The organism is Pseudomonas sp. 1928-m, from assembly GCF_029269135.1.
Taxonomy (GTDB): Bacteria; Pseudomonadota; Gammaproteobacteria; order Pseudomonadales; family Pseudomonadaceae; genus Aquipseudomonas.
In genome coordinates this window covers 1,967,021-1,986,926 of record NZ_JARIXO010000001.1, presented here as the reverse complement: position 1 = coordinate 1,986,926, position 19,906 = coordinate 1,967,021, and the positions used below count along the sequence as shown (strand labels likewise).

The 19,906-nt window shown below is 62.0% G+C and carries 18 protein-coding genes; 11 read left to right on the top strand and 7 right to left on the bottom strand.

The features are described from left to right. Positions 1-141 precede the first annotated feature (141 nt). Positions 142-1,488: a 3-deoxy-7-phosphoheptulonate synthase class II gene (locus P3C18_RS08980; protein ID WP_275961462.1), complete on the top strand. Its 1,347-nt coding sequence runs from the start codon at positions 142-144 to the stop codon at positions 1,486-1,488. A 95-nt stretch (positions 1,489-1,583) separates the two neighbouring features. On the opposite strand, the gene P3C18_RS08975 is transcribed toward P3C18_RS08980, so the two are convergent. Further along, a complete protein-coding gene (locus P3C18_RS08975; protein WP_275961461.1) occupies positions 1,584-2,495 on the bottom strand; it encodes a response regulator in 912 nt (303 codons plus the stop codon). A gap of 1 nt (position 2,496) precedes the next feature. Beyond that, the gene (locus tag P3C18_RS08970) at positions 2,497-3,801 is read right to left on the bottom strand and encodes an ATP-binding protein (protein WP_275961460.1); all 1,305 of its coding nucleotides are present in this window, start codon (positions 3,799-3,801) and stop codon (positions 2,497-2,499) included. 184 nt (positions 3,802-3,985) lie between these two features. Here P3C18_RS08970 and P3C18_RS08965 point away from each other — a divergent pair, with 184 nt between their 5' ends. Next, positions 3,986-4,153 (top strand): DUF2897 family protein, encoded by a 168-nt coding sequence (locus P3C18_RS08965; RefSeq protein WP_090387853.1) that lies wholly within the window; start codon positions 3,986-3,988, stop codon positions 4,151-4,153. 22 nt (positions 4,154-4,175) lie between these two features. Further along, positions 4,176-4,934, top strand: coding sequence for a CPBP family intramembrane glutamic endopeptidase (locus P3C18_RS08960; protein WP_275961459.1), 759 nt, complete (start codon positions 4,176-4,178; stop codon positions 4,932-4,934). Here P3C18_RS08960 and P3C18_RS08955 read toward each other — a convergent pair. The 3 genes from P3C18_RS08955 to P3C18_RS08945 all read right to left on the bottom strand — a co-directional run bounded on the left by P3C18_RS08955 (position 4,885) and on the right by P3C18_RS08945 (position 7,297). Further along, on the bottom strand, positions 4,885-5,667 hold the full coding sequence (locus tag P3C18_RS08955) for a transporter substrate-binding domain-containing protein (RefSeq protein WP_275961458.1): 783 nt from the start codon (positions 5,665-5,667) through the stop codon (positions 4,885-4,887). The genes P3C18_RS08960 and P3C18_RS08955 overlap by 50 nt on opposite strands. Positions 5,668-5,777: 110 nt before the next feature. Next, a complete protein-coding gene (locus tag P3C18_RS08950; protein WP_275961457.1) occupies positions 5,778-6,482 on the bottom strand; it encodes a transporter substrate-binding domain-containing protein in 705 nt (234 codons plus the stop codon). A gap of 191 nt (positions 6,483-6,673) precedes the next feature. Further along, entirely contained in the window at positions 6,674-7,297 is a 624-nt protein-coding gene (locus tag P3C18_RS08945) for a TetR/AcrR family transcriptional regulator (RefSeq protein ID WP_275961456.1), read from the bottom strand. A 242-nt stretch (positions 7,298-7,539) separates the two neighbouring features. On the opposite strand from P3C18_RS08945, the gene P3C18_RS08940 reads away from it, so the two are divergent. The 7 genes from P3C18_RS08940 (at position 7,540) to P3C18_RS08910 (ending at position 17,049) form a co-directional block, all read left to right on the top strand. Beyond that, positions 7,540-9,339, top strand: a complete 1,800-nt coding sequence (locus tag P3C18_RS08940; RefSeq protein WP_275961455.1) for an acyclic terpene utilization AtuA family protein — start codon at positions 7,540-7,542, stop codon at positions 9,337-9,339. A 2-nt stretch (positions 9,340-9,341) separates the two neighbouring features. Next, entirely contained in the window at positions 9,342-10,211 is an 870-nt protein-coding gene (locus P3C18_RS08935) for an SDR family oxidoreductase (protein ID WP_275961454.1), read from the top strand. Positions 10,212-10,215: 4 nt separating this feature from the next. Continuing rightward, a complete protein-coding gene (gene atuC / locus P3C18_RS08930; protein ID WP_275961453.1) occupies positions 10,216-11,832 on the top strand; it encodes a geranyl-CoA carboxylase subunit beta in 1,617 nt (538 codons plus the stop codon). Between the two features lie 18 nt (positions 11,833-11,850). Beyond that, a complete protein-coding gene (atuD, locus tag P3C18_RS08925) occupies positions 11,851-13,008 on the top strand; it encodes a citronellyl-CoA dehydrogenase (protein WP_275961452.1) in 1,158 nt (385 codons plus the stop codon). Between the two features lie 200 nt (positions 13,009-13,208). After that, positions 13,209-14,009 (top strand): enoyl-CoA hydratase-related protein, encoded by an 801-nt coding sequence (locus P3C18_RS08920; RefSeq protein ID WP_275961451.1) that lies wholly within the window; start codon positions 13,209-13,211, stop codon positions 14,007-14,009. A gap of 120 nt (positions 14,010-14,129) precedes the next feature. Continuing rightward, positions 14,130-16,118 (top strand): acetyl/propionyl/methylcrotonyl-CoA carboxylase subunit alpha, encoded by a 1,989-nt coding sequence (locus P3C18_RS08915; RefSeq protein WP_275961450.1) that lies wholly within the window; start codon positions 14,130-14,132, stop codon positions 16,116-16,118. A gap of 112 nt (positions 16,119-16,230) precedes the next feature. Continuing rightward, positions 16,231-17,049, top strand: a complete 819-nt coding sequence (locus P3C18_RS08910) for an NAD(P)-dependent oxidoreductase (protein WP_275961449.1) — start codon at positions 16,231-16,233, stop codon at positions 17,047-17,049. 64 nt (positions 17,050-17,113) lie between these two features. Here the strand turns inward: P3C18_RS08910 and P3C18_RS08905 are convergent, their stop codons facing one another. Further along, positions 17,114-17,488: a VOC family protein gene (locus P3C18_RS08905; protein ID WP_275961448.1), complete on the bottom strand. Its 375-nt coding sequence runs from the start codon at positions 17,486-17,488 to the stop codon at positions 17,114-17,116. 196 nt (positions 17,489-17,684) lie between these two features. Between P3C18_RS08905 and P3C18_RS08900 the strand changes: the two genes are divergently transcribed. Next, positions 17,685-19,511 carry a long-chain-acyl-CoA synthetase gene (locus P3C18_RS08900; RefSeq protein WP_275961447.1) on the top strand — a complete coding sequence of 609 codons (1,827 nt, stop codon included), beginning with the start codon at positions 17,685-17,687 and terminating at the stop codon, positions 19,509-19,511. Between the two features lie 34 nt (positions 19,512-19,545). Here P3C18_RS08900 and P3C18_RS08895 read toward each other — a convergent pair whose 3' ends face one another. After that, entirely contained in the window at positions 19,546-19,803 is a 258-nt protein-coding gene (locus tag P3C18_RS08895; RefSeq protein ID WP_275961446.1) for a hypothetical protein, read from the bottom strand. Between the last annotated feature and the right edge of the window lie 103 nt (positions 19,804-19,906).

The following is a 19,906-nucleotide window of genomic DNA, read 5'->3' as shown; positions in this document are numbered from 1 at the left end:
ACAGAGCCAGCAGCCCCCGGATTACATCCGGGCTACAAAAGCTGAACCATGCAGCGGCTCTATCGCGCCTATCGGCTTGCCGGCGATGGCTTATCGGTTACCATGCCCGTCCGCCTAAATTGACTTAAGCCGAGAGCCGCAATGTCGCAACCCTGGAGCCCTGAAAGCTGGAGAGCCAAGCCGATCCAGCAACAACCGCAGTACCCGAACGCCGCGCAACTGGCCCAGGTTGAGCAGACCCTGGCCGGTTATCCGCCGCTGGTGTTTGCCGGTGAAGCCCGCGAACTGCGCCGCCAGTTTGCCGAGGTCACCCAGGGTCGCGCGTTTCTCCTGCAGGGCGGCGATTGCGCCGAGAGCTTTGCCGAGTTCAGCGCAGCGAAAATCCGCGACACCTTCAAGGTGCTGCTGCAGATGGCCATCGTCATGACCTTCGCCGCCGGTTGCCCGGTAGTCAAGGTCGGTCGTATGGCCGGGCAGTTCGCCAAGCCGCGCTCGGCCAACGATGAAACCATCGACGGCGTGACCCTACCCGCCTACCGTGGCGATATCGTCAACGGTATCGGCTTTGACGCCGCCAGCCGCGTACCGGACCCGGAGCGCCTGCTGCAGGCCTACCACCAGTCCACCGCCTCGCTGAACCTGCTGCGTGCCTTTGCCCAGGGTGGCTTCGCCGACCTGCACCAGGTGCACCAGTGGAACCTCGACTTTATTGCCAACTCGGCGCTGGGCGAGAAGTACAGCCAGCTGGCCGACCGTATCGACGAAACCCTGGCCTTTATGCGCGCCTGCGGCATGGACGGCGCGGCGCAAGTGCGTGAAACCAGCTTCTTCACCGCCCACGAAGCGCTGCTGCTGAACTACGAGCAAGCCTTTGTGCGCAAGGACAGCCTCACCGGCGGCTGGTACGACTGCTCAGCGCATATGCTGTGGATCGGCGACCGCACCCGTCAGCTGGACGGCGCGCATGTCGAGTTCCTGCGCGGCGTCGGCAACCCGATTGGGGTGAAAGTCGGCCCGAGCATGGACAGCGAAGACCTGATCCGTCTGATCGATATCCTCAACCCGGACAACGATCCCGGCCGCCTCAACCTGATCGTGCGCATGGGTGCGGACAAGGTCGAAGCCGGTCTGCCGCGCCTGATCCAGACCGTGCAACGCGAAGGTCGTCAGGTGCTGTGGAGCAGTGACCCGATGCATGGCAACACCATCAAGGCCTCAAGCGGCTACAAGACCCGCGACTTTGCGCAGATTCTGGCCGAAGTGAAGCAGTTCTTTGCCGTGCACCAGGCCGAGGGCAGCTACGCCGGTGGTATCCATATCGAGATGACCGGGCAGAACGTCACCGAATGCATCGGCGGCGCGCGGCCGATCACCGAAGACGGCCTGTCGGACCGCTACCACACCCACTGCGACCCACGGATGAACGCCGACCAGTCGCTGGAACTGGCCTTCCTGATCGCCGAAACCCTTAAACAGGTACGCCGCTAACGACTGTTGTTTCGCGGGCATGGCCCGCTCCTACGCCTTACAGCGGTTGTAGGAGCGGGCCATGCCCGCGAACAATCTCTGGTCCAATCAGGCAATCAGGCAATCAGGCGTTCACGCAAACGCCCGAGCATGCCGAGCAAACTGCCAACCTTCTCCCTATCCCGCTCTTCACGCGGCTGCTGCGCCAGGCGGGTGACCACCTGCGCCGGCTGCGCACGCCAAATCTGCGCCTGCTCGGCCGCTGCCAGCAAACCCTTGTCGAACAGACCGCGCCGAATCGGCTTGGGCAGGTAACGGAAAATCTGCGCCTCGTTGATCAACTTGAGCAGCGCCTGGGTATCGCAGAACGGCGTCACCACCAGACTGAGCAACCGCGGATGGGCCTGGGCCAGGCTTTTCAGCAGCGGCGCGGTGTCTTCGCCTGCCACTTGCAGGTCACTGACCAGCAGATCAATCGGCTGACTGTTCAGCAGTGCCACCGCCTCACTCAGCGATGCCGCGCGCAGCAAGCGATGGCCGCCGGCCACACAGAACTCGGCCACCACAGCCAGGGTCGGCGCATCCTCATCCAAGAGCAGTACATTGAGCGCCGCCTGCGGTATGGCTGCCGAGACTTTCGGCGCTTGCAACTGGCGTGCGGCAATCTGCGCGGCCTGGCGCAGGGTGAAGGCCATTTCCTGCTGATCCCAGGGTTTGGTCAGGTAACGGAAGATGCCACCACTATTGAGCGCCTCCACGGCGGCATCCAGATCGCTGTAGCCGGTCAGCAGAATGCGCAGGGTATCGGGAGCAATCTCACGCGCCTGAGCCAGCAGTTCGGCGCCGCTCATCTGCGGCATGCGCTGGTCGCTGACGATGATCTGCACGCTTTCGCTTTTTAGGCGCTCCAGGGCGCGACGCGGGTCGCTCTCGGTAAGCACTTCATATTCACGGCGAAACTGCAGGGCCAGGCTGCGCAGAATGCGCTCTTCGTCGTCGACAAACAGAATACGAATCGGCTCGCTCATATCAGGCACTCCGTTGTAGTGGCAGCGCCTGCGGGCGCGGCAGGCGAATCAGAAAGCGTGTACCGCGCCCGGGCTCGGACGCTGCACGAATCTGCCCGCCGTGGTCCTGGATGATTTTGTAGCTGATCGACAGCCCCAGCCCGGTGCCCTGGCCTACCGGTTTGGTGGTGAAAAACGGATCAAAGATGCGCGCCAGCACCTCTGCGGGCATGCCGCGCCCGGAGTCCTGCACGGAAACAAACACGGCGCTGTCATCGGCCCAGGTTTTCACCAGAATCTGACCGAAGCCATCAATGGCCTGGGCGGCGTTATTGAGCAGGTTGAGCAGCACCTGGTTGATCTGCGACGGCGCGCAGGGAATGCGCGGCAACTCGCCGAGCTGCAGGATGGTTTCGGCCTTGTCCTTGATGCCGTTGCGGGCAATCACCAGGGCGCTGCGGATGCACTCATTGAGGTCGACCTCCTCGCTCATGGCGCGGTCCAGGCGGGCGAAATCCTTCAGCCCGACCACCAGTTCGGCAATCTGCTCCAGGCCATAGAGGGTGTCGCTGAACAGCTGGGTAAAGTCGTCCACCAGCAGTTCCGGCGCGGCCTTGACGCGCGCCTCGGCGGCAGTGTCCAGGGCCATTGCCAGCCGCGCCTCATCACAGGTCGGATCATTCAAGCAGTCGCCCAGCACAGCCTGCGCCTCGGCCAGTTCGAACAGCGGCGCACTCAGTTCGCGCAGCAGCTGCACGTTGTTTTTCACATAGCCCAGCGGCGTGTTCAGTTCGTGGGCGACGCCGGCGACCATCTGCCCAAGCGAGGCCATTTTTTCTGACTGCACCAGCTGGGTCTGCGACTCCTTGAGTTCCACCAGCGCCTTGCGCAGCACCAGATTGCGCTGGGCGATGCGCGCCTCCATGGCCTTGAGCAGATCGAGCACGGTGCCCAGGCCGCGATACAGGCCCTGGTCGTCGACCAGGATAAAGTCTTCGGTGATCGGATATTGCAGCTGCCCGGTGATCTGCTTGGCCGCATCCTCCAGGCTGGTCTCCAGGCTAACCACCAGCGGCGCCGGATTCATTACCTCCTGCACCGCATGGCGGCCGCGCAAGTCGCGGCCGAAGCGCTGCATAAAGATGTCCTGCAAGGTGCTGCGGCTGACCAGGCCCAATGGCCTGCCAGCGTTATCAACAATTGGCAGCGAGAGGAAGGCTTTGTGCTCCGGCGTCAGCAGACGATCCGCCACATCGGCGATGCTCATGTCCGCAGCCAACGGCGTAACCGGCTTGAGCAAGCGCGTAAGCGCGCTGGCAGTGGTCATGGGCAAACTCCCTGTGCGTTGGAAAGCCGCCATTCAACCAGCGCCAAGTTGCTGCCATGTGACAGTCATCACAGTCATTTACCCCGCAACAGAGCGCCGCGCGCTCCACGGCGGTACGCTGTTGCCGTTTAATTGCCGGCCGCCGCAGGCTATGGTGGCGGCTCAACCCTGCAAGGATGGTGTTATGACCTGGTATATCTGGCTGCTGATGCTTCTGGTGCTGGGCTCCATCGTGGGTGGCCTGATGGTGCTGCTGCGCACTGCCAAACCGCTGCCGCTAAGCGAGGAACAGCTGGAGAAGATCCGCCAACGCCAGCTTGAGCAAGAAGCCAAGGACGCCCGCGAGCCCTAACCGCGAACGACAAGGACGTACCATGCCATTGCATCTGCGCCTGATGCTGCCAGCCCTGTGCCTGGCCACCGGGTTTGCCCTGGGTTATATCCAGCTGCCGGGGTTGGCCGCCGGGGCCGCTCTCTGCGCATTACTGCTGTATGCCGACAAGCACCTGCCCAACGCGTTATGGACAACCCTGAGCCTGCTGGCGTGCATCGCCTTCGCTGCGCACCTCGTCCCTGGCTTTAGCGCCACACCCCTGTGGCCGCCGCGCCAACTGAGTGCCGATGCCGCGCCTTACGCCCTGCGTTTGTCCTGGGACAAGCTGCTGGTCGGCGTCACGCTGCTGGCCTGGTGGCTGGGGCAAAAAACGCCGAGCAAAACACTCTCAAAAAGCGTCTGGCTGACGGCGGCACTGACGTTGCTCGGTGTACCGCTGCTGGCATTGGCGCTGGGTCTGGTCGGCTGGCAACCGAAATGGCCGGCGCAGCTATGGCTGTGGTTGGCGGTCAACCTGGGAGTGGCCGTGCTGGCCGAGGAACTGCTGTTTCGCGGTTTGCTACAGAGCCGCCTGGTCAGCTGGCTCGGAGCCTGGGTGGGGATTGGCCTGACGACGCTGCTGTTTGCCGCCGTACATGTGCCTTTCAGTCCGCTATTCGCTGTGGTCGCTGGTATTGCGGGCCTGGGTTATGGACTGATCTTTCATTTCAGCGGGCGGATTAGCCTGGCCATCGCCTTGCATTGTGCGGTCAATCTGCTGCACCTGTTGCTATTGAGCTATCCGCTGCGGGTGGCATGACGGCAACCTGGTAGCGGCTAAAAATCTTCTCCAGCTGGCCGTTCTCACGTAGCGGTTCATAGATCGCCATAAACTGCTCCGACGTAATCGGCGCCTGCGGGCGAAACAGCACATGATGGCGATAGCGCTGATCGGCGCGTTCGGATATCAGCAACTGCCCGGCGTACTGCCGATTGCGTTCGAGGAAGTCGCCGATATAGGAGCGCGTTACCAAGGCGATTTCCGCACGCTGATGCAGCACCATCAGCAGGTTGCTTTCGTGAGAATGGGTCAAGGTAGCGTTGAAGGTCTTGCTCAGGTATTCCGGCGAAGAATTGAAGCCGGCAAAGGCATAGTGATAACCATGGCAGAGCGCCAGGCGCTTGCCTTCGAGCGAGTCGAAATAACGCTGATCGCGGCCCGGCTCAGCACGGGTGACAAACACTTCGGAATCTTCCAGACGCATATCCAGCGCCTCGTGCGGAATGTCCTGCCAGCCCCAGCCTGGATTCTCGAAAATCGCCAGGTCGATGCGCTGCTGCTCGAAATCACGAAAGCGGCGCTTTACCGAGGTTGGCACCATAACAAAGCGATAGTCCGTCTGGGCCTGGTTCAGGGCCGTTACCAGCTCTTCGAGCAAACCGGTGGCCTGGGTCTGTTCAGTCTTGAACACATAAGGCGGGAAATACACAGCGGCCACGCGCACTTCCTGCGCAGCCATAAGCGGCCCGGCCAGCAGCAACGCCAGACTCATGCCGAAAAACCTGCTTACCCCACGCCTGATGAATCCCATTTGACGCCAACTTCCCTATTTTTCGGATAACCGCAGCCTACCCTAGGCAAATCTGACCGAACAGAGCATTTTCAGTCATTTATCAGCACTGATGCGTCACGCAAATGGTAGCGCCCCAGCAGTTTATCCAGCTGTTTGTCGCGATTGAGCTGTTTGAGCAACTCGGCAAAGGCTTGCGGCTGCAGCGCAGACTCCGGACGGAACAACGCCTGGTGCTGATACACCTGGTCAACTCGCTGGGAAACCAGCAAGGCGCTGCTTTGCTCCGGGTAACGCTGCTGATAAGCGCGCAGGTAAGAGCGCGTGACCACCGCTACATCAGCCCGCCCGCGCAGCAGCATGACCAGGTTGCTGTCGTGGGAGTAGGTCAGCACCGCGTTGAACCTATCGGTGAGCAACTGCTTGTCCGAGTTGAACCCGGCAAAGCCGTAGTGATAGCCGCTATAAAGGGCCATGCGCTTGCCTTCGAGCGAGTCGAAATACCGCTCGTCACGGCCTGGCTGCAGGCGTGCGACATAGACTTCGGCATCTTCGATATGCAGATCCAGTGCGGTATGCGCGGTGTCTTGCCAGCCCCAGGCTGGGGATTCGAACAGAATCAGGTCGAAACGGCCGCTTTGCAGATCGCGATAACGGCGCATGGTCGAGGTCGCGACCAGGGTAAAGCGATAGTCGCTTTGCAGTTGATTGAGTGCCTGCAACAACTCCGGTAGCAGGCCACCTGGGCGCTCGCTTTCCGGTTTAATCACATAGGGCGGGAAATGATAGGCCCCCACTCGCACCTCTTCCGCGGCCTGTGCAACGCACACCACAGAAAACAGCAAGCCGAGCAGTAAACCTCGTAACAGCGTGGCCAAACGGCGAACCTCAGAACAAAACGCAGCGACTTCTTCCGTGACCTGAAACGCTCGCAATCCGTTGGCGCCAAAATACTATCAATGTGCCACCCTAGCGTAGCTGAATTTCCTCAAGCGTCCTTGAGCACCAGCGACAGCGCCTCCTCGGCCAGCTGGTCGAGGGTCATCGGCCCTTCTGGGCGGAACCAGGTGGTGGTCCAGCTCAGCGCGCCAGTCAGCAGGCGACGCAAAATAAAGGGGTCAGCCTTGAAGTAGCCGGCCGCCTTGGCCTCACCCAGCACCTGCAGCCAGAGCTGTTCGTAGTTATCGCGCAGCTCCAGGATAAATTCGCGGCCCGGCTCCGACAGCGAACGCCACTCGTATACCAGCACCGCCATGGCCTCACCCGTGCCGCCCATGATCGACTGCAATTCGCAGCGAATCAGCGCCAGCACGCGGCCGCGCAGGTCGCTGGCTTCGGCCAGAGAGGCCTGCATCAGCGCGGTGTTGTAGCGAATGGTCTCCTCCATCACCGAACGCAGGATTTCGTCCTTACTCTTGAAGTGATGAAAGATGCTGCCGGACTGAATGCCCACGGCGCTGGCCAGGTCGCGCACTGTGGTGCGCTCATAACCCTTGCTGCGAAACAGGTGCGCGGCGGTTTGCAGCAGCTTGCCGCGCGCGCTGTCCGGGTCGGTGATCTGCCCGCTGGCCACCAGTTGCTGCATCACCGCCTGCGCTTGTTGATCATCCACGCTAAGTACTCTCCAACTCTCTTTATGCCTCGGGCCAAGCGGCCCAGTGTGCAATTGCACGCTGGTTCTCAGCTGGTTTACCCAAGTGCTTGTCGTTATTAGTGAAATTTATGCTGCGCCAGCCACCCAAGCAAGCGCTTGGCCACACTTTCGGTTAGAAAGATTCTCTCCAGGGCTTTTCAACCAAGCGCTTGCTTGGTAGCCTTCAATTCACCTTATTCATGTGTTGCGGACCTATTCCAATGACTAAAACCGTACGCATCGGCTGCGCTTCCGCCTTCTGGGGCGACACCAGCACCGCCGCCGCCCAGCTGGTAAAGGGCACCGAACTGGATTACCTGGTTTTCGACTACCTGGCCGAAGTGACCATGTCGATCATGGCCGGCGCGCGGATGAAGAAGCCCGACGCCGGCTACGCCACCGACTTTGTGGAGACCCTGGCGCCGCTGCTGGGCGAGATCGCCGCGAAGAACATCCGCGTAATCAGCAACGCCGGCGGGGTCAACCCCAGCGCCTGCGCCGCTGCCCTGGCCGCTGCCTGTGAGCAGGCCGGAGTCGACTTGAAGATTGCCGTGCTGCATGGCGACAACCTGCAACCCAAGCTCGGTGAACTGGCCAAGGCTGGCACCGTGGAAATGTTCAGCGGCGCGCCGCTGCCGCCCTTCTGCGTTTCGGTCAACGCCTACCTCGGCGCACCGGGCATTGTCGAAGCGTTGAAGCTCGGTGCAGATATCGTGATCACCGGCCGGGTGGTCGACAGCGCCGTGGTCAGCGCCGCCCTGGTGCATGAATTTGGCTGGGCCTGGAGCGACTACGACCAGCTCGCCCAAGCCGCATTGGCCGGACATATCATCGAATGCGGCGCGCAGTGCACCGGCGGCAACTTCACCGACTGGGAAAGCGTGCCCGACTACGAACACATCGGCTTTCCCGTAGTGGAAGTGGCAGCCGATGGCAGCTTTGTCGTGACCAAGCCGGAAGGTTCCGGCGGCTTGGTCACGCCTTTTACCGTGGGCGAGCAGATGCTCTATGAAATCGGCGATCCACGGGCCTATTTCCTGCCCGATGTGCTCTGCGATTTCACCCAGGTGCAACTGAGCCAAGTCGGCGACAACCGTGTGGAACTGAAAGGCGCACGCGGCCTGCCGCCGACTGATCAATACAAGGTCAGCGCCACCCACCCGGACGGTTTCCGCTGCACCGCCAGCTGCCTGATGGCTGGTATCGATGCGGTAAAGAAAGCCCAACGCGTCAGCCAGGCGATCATCAACAAGACCGAGGAAATGTTCGCCGAGCGCGGCTGGGGGCCTTACAAGGAAGTCAGCATCGAGCTGCTGGGTTCCGAAGCCACCTACGGCCCGCGTGGCCAGCGCACCGACACCCGCGAGATCGTGATCAAGATCGCCGTGCGCCATGCCAAGAAGGAAGCGCTGATCCTGTTCTCCCGCGAGATCGCCCAGGCCGCGACCGGCATGGCACCGGGTTTGACTGGCATCGTCGGCGGCCGCCCTACGGTTTACCCGGTGATCCGCCTGTTCAGCTTTCTCGCCGACAAAAGCGCCTGTGTACTCGAAGTGGAACTGAACGGCGTACGCACCCCAGTCGCACTGCCGCAAATTGCGGTGCTGGATAGCGCACAGATCGCCGCCGACACCAGCGCCCCACTGCCACCTGAACAGGCCGACGCCTGCGTACCGCTGATCAAGCTGGCCGTAGCGCGCTCCGGCGACAAAGGCAACCACAGCAATATCGGTGTAATGGCCAGAAAGCCCGAGTACTTGGCCTGGATCGCCGCTGCGCTGAGTGAGGGTGCCGTGGCCGAATGGATGCAGCACGCGCTCGACCCGCAAACCGGCAAGGTCAGCCGCTGGTATCTGCCCGGCAGCCATAGCCTGAACTTCCTGCTGGAAAACGCCCTGGGTGGCGGCGGCGTCGCCTCCCTGCGCATCGATCCGCAAGGCAAGGCCTTTGCCCAACAGTTGCTGGAATTCCCGATACCGGTGCCCAAGGCGCTGGCCGTTAGCCTCGAACAAGGACAATAACAATGAGCTACGACTCGGTATTTAAACCCGGCCTCTTTAGCGGCCAGACCATCATGGTCACCGGTGGCGGCAGCGGCATTGGTCGTTGCACCGCCCATGAGCTGGCGAACCTGGGTGCCCATGTGGTGCTGGTCGGACGCAAGCTGGAAAAGCTTGAAGCCACCTGCGGCGAGATCATCGAAGACGGCGGCAGCGCCAGCTTTCAGGTCTGCGATATCCGCGATGAAGAAGCCGTCAAAGCCATGGTCAAAACCGTGGTCGCCGGGCGCGGGCAGATCCATCACCTGGTCAATAATGCCGGCGGCCAGTTCCCCGCGCCGCTGATCGGCATCAACCAGAAAGGCTTCGAGACCGTGGTGCGCACCAACCTGGTCGGCGGTTTTCTGATCGCCAAGGAAGTGTTCCTGCAGAGCATGAGCAAACATGGCGGCAGCATCGTCAATATGCTCGCCGACATGTGGGGCGGTATGCCCGGCATGGGCCACTCGGGTGCCGCACGTGCAGGCATGGAGAACTTCACCAAGACCGCCGCCTACGAATGGGGCCACGCCGGGGTGCGGGTCAACGCCGTGGCACCAGGCTGGATCGCCTCCAGCGGCATGGACACCTACCCCGAATCGATGAAGAACATGATCCGCTCGCTCAAGGATCATGTGCCGCTGCAACGCATTGGCAGCGAATCGGAAGTGGCCGCCGCCATCGTCTTCCTGCTCACGCCAGGCGCCAACTTTATCAGCGGCAACACCATCCGCATCGACGGTGCGGCGAGCCAGGGCACCCGTGCCTGGACCCTGGGCAAGGCGAAAAACAGCGAAACCTATAACGGCTTCCATCGGGCCTACGTGCCTGACGTACTCAAGGGCGAGGAGTAACGCCATGCCGGTTATCCACTCCGAAATTGACGTGCATGGTGAGGACTTCGCCAAGAACCGCGAAGCCATGCTCACTGCCGTCGACAGCTTTCGCCAGATCGAACAGAACTGCCTGAACAAGGCGCTTGATGCCAAAGCGAAATTCGAAAAGCGCGGCCAACTGCTGCCCCGTGAGCGCCTGAACCTGCTGCTGGACCCCGGCGCGCCCTTTCTCGAACTGTCGTCCCTGGCCGGCTACAAGCTGCACGACGACAAGGACGGTACCCAGGCCGGCGGCGGGATTATTTCCGGTATCGGTTATATCGCCGGGGTGCGCTGCCTGGTCACTGCCAGCAACAGCGCGATCAAGGGCGGCACCATCTCCCCTACCGGCCTGAAGAAAACCCTGCGCCTGCAGCAGATCGCCTTCGAGAACAAACTGCCGGTGGTGGCGCTGACCGAAAGCGGCGGCGCCAACCTCAACTACGCCGCCGACATCTTCGTCGAAGGCGCACGCGGCTTTGCCAACCAGGCGCGCATGTCGGCCATGGGTTTGCCGCAAATTACCGTGGTGCACGGCTCCAGCACCGCCGGCGGCGCTTATCAGCCAGGGCTGTCGGACTATGTGGTGGTGGTGCGTGGCAAGGCCAAGATGTTTCTCGCAGGCCCCCCCTTGCTGAAAGCCGCCACCGGAGAGATCGCCACCGATGAGCAACTGGGCGGCGCCGAGATGCACGCCCAGGTCGCCGGCACCGCCGAGTACCTGGCCGAGAACGACGCCGACGGCGTGCGCATCGCTCGTGAAATCCTCGCCATGCTGCCGTGGAATGCTCAACTGCCGGCACGCCCAACCAAGGCCTACAGCGAGCCGCTGTATCCGGTCGACGAACTGCTCGGCCTGGTGCCGTTTGATGCCAAAAAGCCCTACGACGTGCGCGAGATCATCGCCCGCATCGCCGACGGCTCGGCCTTCCTCGACTTCAAGAACGAGTTCGATAACCAGACCGTCTGCGGCCACTTGCAGATCGAAGGTCAGCCCTGCGGTTTTATCGGCAACAACGGTCCGATCACCCCGCAAGGCGCGGCCAAGGCGGCGCAATTTATCCAGCTGTGCGAGCAGAGCAACACGCCGATCCTGTTCTTCCACAACACCACCGGTTTTATGGTCGGCACCGAGTCGGAACAGCTCGGGGTGATCAAGCACGGCTCAAAAATGATCCAGGCCGTGGCCAACGCTACGGTGCCGAAACTGACCATTGTTGTCGGCGGCTCGTATGGGGCCGGCAACTACGCCATGTGCGGCCGTGGTCTGGACCCGCGTTTTATCTTCGCCTGGCCCAACAGCAAGACCGCCGTGATGGGCGGTGCCCAGGCCGGCAAAGTGCTGCGCATCGTCACCGAGGAAAAACACCTGAAGGAAGGCAAAGAAGCCGACCCGAAGATGCTCGACATGCTGGAAACCGTCACCGCGCAGAAACTCGACAGCCAATCCACCGCGCTCTACGGCACCGCCAGCCTGTGGGACGACGGCCTGATCGACCCACGCGATACGCGCAAGCTGCTCGGCTACCTGCTGGATATCTGCGCCGAAGCTGCGGTTCGTCCGCTTAAAACCACCACTTTCGGCGTAGCCCGCCTGTAACCCTTCGGAGAATAAAAAATGATCTTCACCCAAGAACACGAAGAGCTGCGCCGCACGGTCCGTAACTTTGTCGACAAGGAAATCAACCCGCACGTCGAACAATGGGAAAAAGACGGCCGCTTCCCCATCCACGATATTTTCAAGAAGGCCGGCGACCTCGGCCTGCTGGGCATCTCCAAGCCGGAGAAGTTCGGCGGCATGGGCCTGGACTACAGCTACTCGATCGTCGCCGCCGAAGAGTTCGGCACCATCATCTGCGGCGGCATTCCCATGTCCATCGGCGTGCAGACCGATATGTGCACCCCGGCCCTGGCGCGCTTCGGCTCTGATGAGCTGCGCGAAGAGTTCCTCAAGCCGGCGATCACTGGCGAGATGGTCGGCTGTATCGGCGTCTCCGAAGTGGGTGCCGGCTCGGATGTGGCTGGGCTGAAAACCACCGCCAAGAAAGACGGCAGTGACTATGTGATCAACGGCAGCAAAATGTGGATCACCAACTCCCCTTCCGCCGACTTTATCTGCCTGCTGGCCAATACCTCGGACGACAAGCCGCACGTCAACAAGTCGCTGATCATGGTGCCGATGAACACCCCAGGCATTTCGGTCAGCCCGCACCTGGACAAACTCGGTATGCGCAGCTCGGAAACCGCTCAGGTGTTCTTCGACAACGTACGCGTGCCGCAGCGCTACCGCATCGGCCACGAAGGCGCAGGTTTTATGATGCAGATGTTGCAGTTCCAGGAAGAGCGCCTGTTCGGCGCAGCCAACATGATCAAGGGCCTGGAGCACTGCATCAACGCCACCATCGACTACTGCAAGGAGCGCAAGACCTTCGGCAATGCGCTGATCGACAACCAGGTTATCCACTTCCGCATGGCCGAGCTGCAGACCGAAGTCGAGTGCCTGCGCGCCCTGGTTTATCAGGCCACCGAGCAATACGTGCGCGGCCGCGACGTGACCAACCTTGCCTCGATGGCCAAGCTCAAGGCCGGCCGCCTCGGCCGTGAAGTCACCGACAGCTGCCTGCAGTACTGGGGCGGCATGGGCTACATGTGGGAAAACCCGGTGGCTCGCGCCTACCGCGACGTGCGCCTGGTGAGCATCGGCGGCGGTGCCGACGAAATCATGCTGGGCATTATCTGCAAGCTGATGGGCATTCTGCCTGGGAAGAAAAAATAGCCGGGAGCTATTTTTAACGTCGCGTAACGACGGCCCGAAGGGTGGCCGCCAGGGATGGCGGGCCATAAAGAAGGGCTAAGAACGGAAAAACGTAGGGTGGACGTCGCTTTTTACGTCCACCGTGGCACCGCTCGGTGGGTCGATAAAACGTGACCCACCCTACGGCCACCTTCCCCTTGCGCATACATCAAGGAGCCGCCATGGCCGACCTACCGAACTGCGAAACTCTGCTGCTAAGCCTCGATGCCGGCGTGCTGCATATCACCCTTAACCGCCCGGACAGCCGCAATGCCATGAGCCTGGCCATGGTCACTGAGCTGCGCGGCGTACTGGAAAGCCTGCGTAATGATCTGAACGTACGCGCCATTGTCCTGCGCGGTGCCGGTGGGCATTTCTGCGCCGGCGGCGACATCAAGGACATGGCCGGCGCGCGTGCGGCTGGTGGTGATGCCTACCGCAACCTTAACCGCGCCTTTGGCAGCCTGCTGGAAGAAGCGCAGAACACGCCGCAGGTGCTGATCGCCGTGCTTGAAGGCGCAGTGCTCGGTGGCGGTTTCGGCCTGGCCTGCGTGTCGGATATCGCCCTCTGCCAGCAGGACGCCAAGTTCGGCCTGCCGGAAACCACCTTGGGCATTCTGCCCGCGCAGATCGCACCCTTTGTGGTGCGGCGCATCGGCCTGACCCAGACCCGTCGCCTGGCTCTTACCGCCGCCCGCTTCAATGGCAGCGAGGCCGAGCGCCTGGGCCTGGTGCATTTCAGCGAAGTCGACAGCGAACACCTCGACGTGCGCTTGCAGCAGGTGCTCAGCCAGGTACGCCAATGCGCGCCGCAGGCCAATGCCCAGACCAAGGCGCTGCTGCTGGCCGCCGAGCAAGAAGCACTCGCCCCCCTACTGGACCGCGCCGCCGAGCAGTTTGCTGCTGCCGTTACTGGCGCCGAAGGCATCGAAGGCACCATGGCGTTTGTACAGAAACGTGCGCCGAAGTGGGCTGCTGAATAACCCTGTGGGAGGGGCTTTAGCCGCGACTGGTATCGCTTTTCGCGGCTAAAGCCCCTCCCACGTACGCAAGAACACCGTAGCCCGGATGTAATCCGGGGATCGCCCCACAGGAGCACGAAGATGCCCGCCTTTAACAAAATTCTGATCGCCAACCGCGGGGAAATCGCCTGCCGGGTGATGCGCACCGCCCAGGACCTCGGCTACCGCACCGTGGCCGTCTATTCGGAAGCCGATGCCGGCGCACGCCATGTGCAGGAAGCCGATGAAGCCGTGTGCATCGGCCCGGCCCAGGTCAACCAGTCCTATCTGGTGATTGAGAACATCATCAACGCGGCGCAGAAAACCGGGGCCGACGCGATCCACCCTGGCTACGGTTTTCTCTCGGAAAATGCCGAGTTCGCCCGCGCCTGTGAGGCCGCCGGCATCGTGTTTATCGGCCCGACTGTGGAAGCCATCCACCTGATGGGCAGCAAGCGCCTGTCGAAGATCGCCATGCTGGAAGCAGGCGTGCCGTGTATTCCCGGTTTTGAGGGCGCAGCCGAGGACGACGACACCCTGAGCCGCGAGGCCGAGCGTATCGGCTACCCGCTGATGATCAAGGCCAGCGCCGGCGGCGGCGGTCGTGGCATGCGCCTGGTACATGAGTCCAGCGAACTGCTGGCGCAAATCCGCACCGCCCGCTCGGAGGCACAGAACGCCTTCGGCTCCGGCGAACTGATTCTCGAACGTGCGGTCATCCAGCCGCGCCATGTAGAAATCCAGGTGTTCGGCGATCAACACGGCAATATCGTCTATCTCGGCGAGCGCGACTGCTCGGTGCAGCGCCGCCATCAGAAGGTGGTCGAGGAAGCGCCCTGCCCGGTAATGACGCCTGAGCTGCGCCAAGCCATGGGCGAGGCGGCGGTGAAAGCGGCCGCCTCGGTCAACTACGTCGGCGCTGGCACCGTGGAATTTCTCCTCGATCAGAGCGGCGAATTCTTCTTTCTGGAAATGAACACCCGCCTGCAGGTTGAGCACCCAGTCACCGAACTGATCACCGGCCAGGACCTGGTCGCCTGGCAGATTCGCGTGGCTGAAGGCCAGCCGCTGCCGCTTAAACAGGACGAGATTCGCCTGACCGGCCACGCCATGGAAGTGCGCCTGTACGCCGAAGACGCCACACAGAACTTCCTCCCGCAAACCGGCAGCGCACTGCGCTGGGAGCCGGCGCTGCGCGACGGTATCCGCATCGACCACGGTCTGGTTGAAGGCCAGGCCATCACGCCGTTCTACGATCCCATGCTGGCCAAGGTTATCGCCTATGGCGCCACCCGCGAGGAAGCGCGGCGCAAGCTGGTGCGTGCGGTTGAGGATTGCGTGCTGCTCGGCGTCAACGGCAACCAACGCTTTCTCGCCAACCTGCTCAGCCACCCTGAATTTGCCGCCGGCAATGCCACTACCGCGTTTATCACCGAGCATTTCGCCGATGACCCGAGCCTGAGCCCGCGGCCGCCAAAAGCCAGCGAACTGGCTGCCGCAGCCGCCCTGCTGTTCCAGCAATCGGCCAATGCCCGCGCGCACCAACCGGGGCTCTCCGGCTGGCGCAACGCCGGCAGCGCGCCCTGGCGCTTTCTGCTCAAGCAGGGCGAACAGGCATTTACCGTGGAGCTGGAAGTGCTGGGCGACGGCCCACAGCCCAGCCTGCTGGCCACGATTGGCGAACAGCAGGTCAGCCTTAAGCTGCTGGCCAGCGACGGCCGTTGGGCCACCCTGGAGCTGGATGGCATTCGTCAGCGACTGGCCTATCACCAGGCTGGCGAAAACCTCTGGCTGTACGGCCATAACGGCAATCTGCAGCTGACTGATATCACCCACCAGCCGGTCAGCAGCGCTGCCGGCGCCGGCTCGGGCAGCGTCAAGGCACCGATGGACGGCGCGATTGTCGAGGTATTGGTGGAGGAAGGCGCTAGCGTCAGCAAGGGCCAGCTGCTGGTGGTGTTGGAAGCGATGAAGATGGAACACCCGCTCAAGGCCAGCATCGACGGTGTGGTACGCCGCATTGGCGTCAGCCGTGGCGATCAGGTGAAGAACCGTCAGCTGCTGGTGGAAATCGAAGCCAGCGAAAGCTGATCGCATCCCGTGGGAGGGGCTTTAGCCGCGACTAATTAGTTACTTGTCGCGGCTAAAGCGGATCGCCGCCCGGCCCCTCCCACAAAAACCATAACAATTCGAGAGCACGCATATGTCACTGCAAGACAAAACCCTATTTATCACCGGCGCCAGCCGTGGCATCGGCCGTGAAATCGCCCTGCGCGCCGCCCGTGAAGGCGCCAATATCGTGATTGCAGCGAAAAGCGCCGAGCCTCATGCCAAGTTGCCTGGCACCATTTACTCTGTAGCGGCAGAAGTTGAGGAAGTGGGCGGTAAGGCCCTGGCCCTGCAGGTCGATGTGCGTGACGAAAGCGCAGTGAAAACTGCCATGGCCCAAGCCGCCGAGCACTTTGGCGGTATCGACGCGCTGATCAACAATGCTGGCGCCATCAAACTGGTGGGTGTGGAGAAACTCGAGCCCAAGCGCTTCGACCTGATGTTCCAGATCAACACCCGCGCGGTGATGGTCTGCAGCCAGGCAGCGTTGCCCTACCTTAAGCAGAGTAAGGGCCATATTCTCAGCCTGTCGCCGCCGCTTAACCTCGACCCCAAGTGGTTCGCCAACTACGGCCCCTACACCACCACCAAGTACGGCATGAGCATGCTCACCTTAGGCATGCATGAGGAATTCAAGAAGTACGGCATCAGCGTCAACTCGCTGTGGCCGAAGACGGTGATCGCCACCGCCGCCATCGAGTTCGAGGCAGGCGGCCTGGCGGTGATGAAGGCCGCACGCCTGCCGGCGATCATGGCCGATGCCGCCCACGCCATCCTGTCCAGCAGCGAACGCAGCATCAGCGGGCGCCTGCTGATCGATGAGGAAATCCTGCGTGAGCAGGGCCAGAACGACTTCGAGCAGTACCGCTATGACCCAACCGGAAAACTGATGAACGATCTGTTTGTCGACTAAACCGGCAGGCCATACCAACGCCCGCTCACCTTAGAGCGGGCATGGGCGCAGAGCATTAAGCGCCTTACTTAAGCCGCCAAGGCGGATTCAGACGGTTTTCGCCGGCGTGATACAAACACAGCGGATTGCCATCCGGGTCTTGCAGATAGGCTTCGCGCCACAGCCAGGGCTGATCGGTCGGCAGCATGCTGAACTCGACGCCCTGGGCCTGTAGGCGCGCGACGGTCTGATCCAGTTCGGCGCATTCGAAGTAGATCAACGTCTGGCTCGCCGGCACCTGGGCAACCTTGCTTAGGGAAAAGCTCGCCTGGCCATCCGGGCAACAAAACCGCGCATAGTCCGGCAGACTCTCGACAATCAGTTGCAGGCCCAGGCCCTGATAAAAGCGAATAGATCGCGGCACATCGCTGACCGCCACGGTGATTTGGTTCAGGTTCATTGCCCCTCCTGGTTCTGTACGCCATCTCGCCAGCATGCCGAGCTAATGCCACAGCCCAGGGCTCGCTGGCAATACACAGCTGCAGCGCTATTTGCCGATCCGCCCGGCCAGGCTTGCGCCAGAGCCATGGCAGGTGTGCATGCGGGCGACTAGAGTTGACCTTCGCCCCCGCATAACAACCATAAGCGCGAGAGCCATGAGCCAGACCGATCTGATTTCCCCGCTGCGTTTCCTTGCCCGTCTACCCCAGCACCTGCCGCGTGTGCCGCGTATGTTGCGCGGCCTGTATTACGCCGGTATTCGTAACCGCGAGAAGAACCTGTCGCTGGCCTGGGCGCTGGAGCGCACTGTGCAGCAGCACCCCGACCGGCCAGCGCTGCTGGATGAGTCGCGCAGCCTTAGCTATGCCCAGTTCAACGCCTGGGCCAACCGCCTGGCCTGGGCCTTCAAGGCGGAGGGCGTGCGCCATGGCAGCGTGGTGGCGGTGATGCTGGAAAACCGCCTGGAGCTGCTGGCTATTCTCGCCGCGCTGAGCAAGCTCGGCGCGGTCGGCGCGCTGGTCAACACCACCCAGCGCGGCAAGGTGCTGGCGCACAGCCTGAACCTGGTGAAACCGGGTTTTATGCTGATCGGTGAAGAACTGCTCGCCGCCTTCAATGAGGTCGCCGAGCAGCTCGATAAACCGCAGACGCCACGTTACTGGGTGGCCGATCAGGATTGCCTAAGCGATCCCGGCCAAGCCCCCGACGGCTGGACCAATCTGATGCAACTGGCGCGCAGCCAGGCCAGCGATAACCCGCCCGACAGCGCCAAGGTGCAGATGAAGGACCCTTGTTTCCTGATCTACACCTCCGGCACCACCGGCCTGCCCAAGGCCTCGATAATGAGTCACGGCAAGTGGATCAAGGCCTATGGCGGCTTCGGCCATTCCGGGCTGACCCTGAACAACCAGGACGTGCTCTACCTGACTCTGCCCTGCTACCACAACAACGCCGTGACCGTGTGCTGGAGCGCCGCCCTGGCCGGTGGCGCGGCCATCGCCCTGCGCCGCAAGTTCTCCGCCAGCGCCTTCTGGCCGGATGTGCAGCGCTATCAGGCCACCTGCTTCGGCTATATCGGCGAGCTGTGCCGCTACCTGCTTAACCAGCCCGAGACGGCCGCCGAAAAGAACAACAGCCTGCGCTGCATGATCGGCAACGGCCTGCGCCCCTCGATCTGGGCCGAGTTCAAGGCCCGCTTTGGGGTCGAGCAGATCACCGAGTTCTATGCCTCCAGCGAAGGCAATATCGGCTTTACCAACGTATTCAACTTCGACAATACCGTGGGCTTCTCCCCCGCCACCTACGCCATCGTGCGCTACGACCTGGAGAACGACTGCGCGATGCGCACCGCCAAAGGTTTTCTGCAGAAAGCCGACAAAGGCGAGCCGGGTTTGCTGATCAGCGAAATCAGCGCCAAGTGGCCATTCGACGGTTACACCGACCCGGCCAAAAGCGAGGCGGCGATCCTGCGCAATGTGTTCAAGAAGGGCGATGCCTGGTTCAACACCGGCGATTTGATGCGCGATATCGGCTGCAAGCACGCGCAGTTTGTCGACCGCCTGGGCGATACCTTTCGCTGGAAAGGCGAAAACGTCTCCACCACCGAAGTGGAAAACGTCCTCGGTGCCTTCCCCGGCGTCGAGGATGCGGTGGTCTATGGCGTGGAAATCCCCGGCACCAATGGCCGCTGTGGCATGGCTGCGCTGCGTCTGAGTGAAGGCCAGCAACTGGATAGCGCCGCCCTTGCCGCGCACCTGGATGCCGAGTTGCCGGTGTACGCCGCGCCGCTGTTTATCCGCCTGCTCGGCGAGGTGGAAACCACCGGCACCTTCAAATACAAGAAAACCGACCTCAAGCAGGCCGCCTACAACCCGGCAGCCGTGCAGGAGCCCTTGTGGGTACGTTTACCGGGCGAACAGCGCTTTACCCCACTGGATCAGACGCTGTTCGCCGCCATCGGCGAACAAGCCTACCGCTTCTGATTGCCGGCAGCAGGCGGGCTATCCACGCTGCCTGCTATTGCTTGAATTCGAACTGCAGCTGCGCGCCCTCGACCGACTCCCAGTAGTCATCGCCGCGCTCATTGGTAATCAGCTTGCCATTGAGCTGGAAGGGCCCCTCAATCTTGTCCTTGTCGCCAAACATAGGCGGCAATAACGGGACCGACAGGTCGCTGAGCGGTGCCACCGGCTGCAGGGGATCAAACACATTGGTATGCAGGCTCAGATCCAGCGGTGCTTTCGGCTCTGCGGGTTCGGCCTTACGCGCAACCACAGCAGGTTTCGGCTTGGCTTGAGCCTCTGGCACAGGTTTGCTTTCAACAGCGCTGGGCTTATTTACGACGGGCGCCGGCTCGGTCTTGGCCGCTTTGCTAGGC

Excerpts from the sequence above, each read along its gene's own strand:
- P3C18_RS08970 (WP_275961460.1), bottom strand. The coding sequence starts at position 3,801 with ATGACCACTGCCAGCGCGCTTACGCGCTTGCTCAAGCCGGTTACGCCG.
- P3C18_RS08915 (WP_275961450.1), top strand. The coding sequence starts at position 14,130 with ATGCCCGCCTTTAACAAAATTCTGATCGCCAACCGCGGGGAAATCGCC.
- P3C18_RS08900 (WP_275961447.1), top strand. The coding sequence starts at position 17,685 with ATGAGCCAGACCGATCTGATTTCCCCGCTGCGTTTCCTTGCCCGTCTA.
- P3C18_RS08960 (WP_275961459.1), top strand. The coding sequence starts at position 4,176 with ATGCCATTGCATCTGCGCCTGATGCTGCCAGCCCTGTGCCTGGCCACC.
- atuC (WP_275961453.1), top strand. The coding sequence starts at position 10,216 with ATGCCGGTTATCCACTCCGAAATTGACGTGCATGGTGAGGACTTCGCC.
- P3C18_RS08965 (WP_090387853.1), top strand. The coding sequence starts at position 3,986 with ATGACCTGGTATATCTGGCTGCTGATGCTTCTGGTGCTGGGCTCCATC.
- P3C18_RS08920 (WP_275961451.1), top strand. The coding sequence starts at position 13,209 with ATGGCCGACCTACCGAACTGCGAAACTCTGCTGCTAAGCCTCGATGCC.
- P3C18_RS08940 (WP_275961455.1), top strand. The coding sequence starts at position 7,540 with ATGACTAAAACCGTACGCATCGGCTGCGCTTCCGCCTTCTGGGGCGAC.
- P3C18_RS08975 (WP_275961461.1), bottom strand. The coding sequence starts at position 2,495 with ATGAGCGAGCCGATTCGTATTCTGTTTGTCGACGACGAAGAGCGCATT.
- P3C18_RS08910 (WP_275961449.1), top strand. The coding sequence starts at position 16,231 with ATGTCACTGCAAGACAAAACCCTATTTATCACCGGCGCCAGCCGTGGC.
- atuD (WP_275961452.1), top strand. The coding sequence starts at position 11,851 with ATGATCTTCACCCAAGAACACGAAGAGCTGCGCCGCACGGTCCGTAAC.
- P3C18_RS08980 (WP_275961462.1), top strand. The coding sequence starts at position 142 with ATGTCGCAACCCTGGAGCCCTGAAAGCTGGAGAGCCAAGCCGATCCAG.
- P3C18_RS08935 (WP_275961454.1), top strand. The coding sequence starts at position 9,342 with ATGAGCTACGACTCGGTATTTAAACCCGGCCTCTTTAGCGGCCAGACC.
- P3C18_RS08905 (WP_275961448.1), bottom strand. The coding sequence starts at position 17,488 with ATGAACCTGAACCAAATCACCGTGGCGGTCAGCGATGTGCCGCGATCT.
- P3C18_RS08955 (WP_275961458.1), bottom strand. The coding sequence starts at position 5,667 with ATGAGTCTGGCGTTGCTGCTGGCCGGGCCGCTTATGGCTGCGCAGGAA.